1 protein-coding gene and 1 pseudogene are annotated in these 2,866 nt (G+C 79.7%); both read left to right on the top strand.

Going from position 1 to position 2,866, the window contains the following annotated elements; genetic code table 11:
- Positions 1-38: 38 nt before the first annotated feature.
- Positions 39-236 (top strand): annotated as a pseudogene (locus PSR1_RS25050) (hypothetical protein); the annotation flags it as partial.
- 79 nt (positions 237-315) lie between these two features.
- A partial coding sequence (locus PSR1_RS22720; protein ID WP_237758210.1) for an SDR family oxidoreductase occupies positions 316-2,866 on the top strand: 2,551 nt, incomplete at its 3' end.

Genomic DNA, 2,866 nt, shown 5'->3' with positions numbered 1-2,866 from the left:
GCGGCCACGGGATCTCGAGCGACGGCCGCGGGCTCTCCATGCTACTCCGCCCAGCACCAGCGGCCAGCAGCTCGCGCTGCGCCGCGCGCTGGCGCACGCGCGGGTGCGGCCCAGACGTGGACCTGCTCGAGTCGCACGGCCCGGCCACCCGGCTCGGCGACCGCACCGAGGTCGCCACCTACGCGGCCGTCTACGGCGGCCTGCCGCGCGCGACGCCGCTCGTGCTCTCCGCCTCGAAGTCGCAGGTGGGCCACACCACCAGCGCGGCCGGGCTCATCGCGCTGGTGCGCGCCTCGCTCGGCGCTGCACCGCCGCGTGCTGCCGCCCTCGAACGCCACCCGCGACCTCGACGCCGAGCTGCACCTCGAGGCCATCCCGGCGGAGCTGGCCACCGAGGCCCGCCCCTGGCCCGCGACCGCCGGCCACCCGCGCCGGGCCGCGGTGAGCACGTTCGGCATGGCCGGCGTGAACCACCACGTGATCCTGGAGGAGGCGGCGCCCGCGGCCGCCGCGGGCCCGGCGGTGATCCCGCCCGGCGACGGCCTCTCCGCCGACCGGCTGGTGCCGGAGGCGGTGCCCGTGGCGCTGCCGGCGCGGCCTCCGCGCCTCTCGCTCGCGGGCCGGCGCGCGCTGGTGGTCGGCCCGGCCGGCGGCCCGGCGGACGCCATCGCGGCGGTGCTGCGGGCCCGCGGCGCCTCGGCCGCCTCCGCGACGCCGGCGGCGGTGGATGCCGTCCTCGCGTCGCTCGGCGCGCCCGACGTGCTGGTGGACCTGACCGCGTTCGGCGCGCCGGCGCGGCTCGACCTGTCCGCGGACGGCGCCGCCATCGCCGCCGCGGCCCGCGCGGCGGCCGACGCGTCCTACGCGCTGGTGCGCCGGATCTACGACGCGCTCCTGGCCTCCACCCCGGCGCGGCCCGGCGTGTACGCGGCCGTGACCTCGATGGGCGGCACGATCGGCCTCGGCGCGGCCGCGGGGGATCCCTCCGGCGCGTTCCAGCACGGCCTCGCGCTGGCGCTGAAGCAGGAGGTGCCCGGGGCGCTGGTGAAGGCGCTCGACTTCGCGCCGGCGGTGGACGCCGCCGTCCTGGCGCGCGCGCTCGTCGCCGAGCTCGAGGACGGGAACGAGCGGGTGCAGGTGGGCTTCGCCGGCGGCCGCCGGGCCGTGGTGGCGCTGCGCCAGGCGCCGCTCGACGCCGCGGCGCCGGTGCGGCGCGAGATCGGCGCGGGCGACGTGCTCCTGTTCTCGGGGGGCGGGCGCGGCGTGGTGTTCGAGTGCGCCTGCGCGATCGCGCGGCTCGGGGCGAAGGTGGTCGTCACGGGCCGCACGCCGCCGCCGGATCCCGCGCTCCCGCACCTCGCCATGGACGACCGCGCCTTCGCCGAGTTCCGGCGCCGCGAGATCGTCCGCCGCCGCGGCGAGCCGGGCCTGACGCCCGTCCGCTTCGCGCGCGAGATGGACGCGCTGGCGCGGGACCGCGAGCTGCACCGCAACCTGGAGCGCGCGCAGCGCGAGGGGCTCGCGCTCGAGTACGCGGTCTGCGACGTGACCGACCCGGCCTCGGTGCGGGCGGTGGTCGAGGACGTCCGCGCGCGGCACGGCGCCATCACGGTGCTGGGCCACGGGGCCATGGTGGAGCGGTCCGCCAGCGTGCCCGGCAAGACCGACGCGGACGTGGCGCGGGTGCTCGACTCCAAGGTGGCCGGGCTCCTGCACCTCCTCGACGCCACGCGCGCGGACCCGCTCCGCGCGGTGGTGGCGTTCGGCTCCGGGGTGGCGCGCTTCGGCAACCGCGGGCAGACCGACTACGCCGGCGCGAACGCGCTCGTGGCCGCGCTGCTGCCGGCGTGGATGGCGCGGCGCGGCCGGCCGGTCCACTGCGTCACCATCGACTGGCCGGCCTGGCGCGAGATCGGCTGGGCCGCCGCCAACCCGGACATCGCCGCCGGGCTCGACGCCATGGGCGTCACCTCCATCTCGCCGGAGGAGGGGCGCTACTGGTTCGTCTCCGAGCTGCGCGCCGGCGACGCGCCCGAGACGCTGCTCGTCTCCGAGCGCATGCTGCACGCCTGGCCGTTCCTGGGCGCGGCCGCCGACGGCGCGCGCCCGGTGGCGCTGCTCGACGACGGCGGCGTCCCGCTGGTGCGCAGCGCCTCGCCGCTGGTGGACGCGGCCGGGCCGCGGCCGGGCGGCGGCCTGGTGGCGCGGACGCAGCTCCGGGCCGACGCGCCGTTCCTGGCGCAGCACCGGGTGGACGGCCGGCCCATCCTGCCGGGCGCGTTCGCGCTGGAGCTGCTCGCGGAGGCGGCGGCGCTGGGGCGGCCCGGCGAGCGGGTCGCGGAGGTGACCGGGTTCCGCATCGAGGCGCCGGTGGCGCTGGCCCGCGCCGCGCTCGACGTGCGCGCGGTGGTCGAGCCCGGGGAGGGCGGCGTCCTCGCGGTGCGGCTCGTCTCGAGCCTGCCCATCGCGCTGCCCGGCGGGAGCGAGCGCGTCCACGCGCGCGCGCTGGTGCGCCTCGACGCCGGGGTGGCGGAGGCGCGGCGGCACGCGCTCCCGGAGAGCGACGGGCTGGTGCGGGCGCGCTCGTTCTACCGGCTCTCGCGCGATCCGGTGGAGCTCGGGCCGCTGTTCTGCCGCGTGCGCTGGCTGGAGCTGCTGGGCGGCGCGGCGCGGGCGACGGTGGAGCCGGCCGACCTGCGCGCCGCCATCCCGGGCGTGCGGGCGCCGGCGTTCCGGATCGACCCGCTGCTCCTCGACGCCGCGTTCCAGGTGGCGGGCAGCCTGGAGGGCTACGGCGAGGGCTGGGTGTGCGTGCCCATCGCGGTGGAGCGGCTGCGCGCCGGGCGCGCGCTCCGCGCCGGCGAGC

Origin of the sequence: Anaeromyxobacter sp. PSR-1, assembly GCF_000964525.1 — a bacterium.
In the GTDB taxonomy this organism is placed as follows: Bacteria; Myxococcota; Myxococcia; order Myxococcales; family Anaeromyxobacteraceae; genus Anaeromyxobacter.
This window is presented reverse-complemented; position numbering and strand designations above follow the sequence as displayed.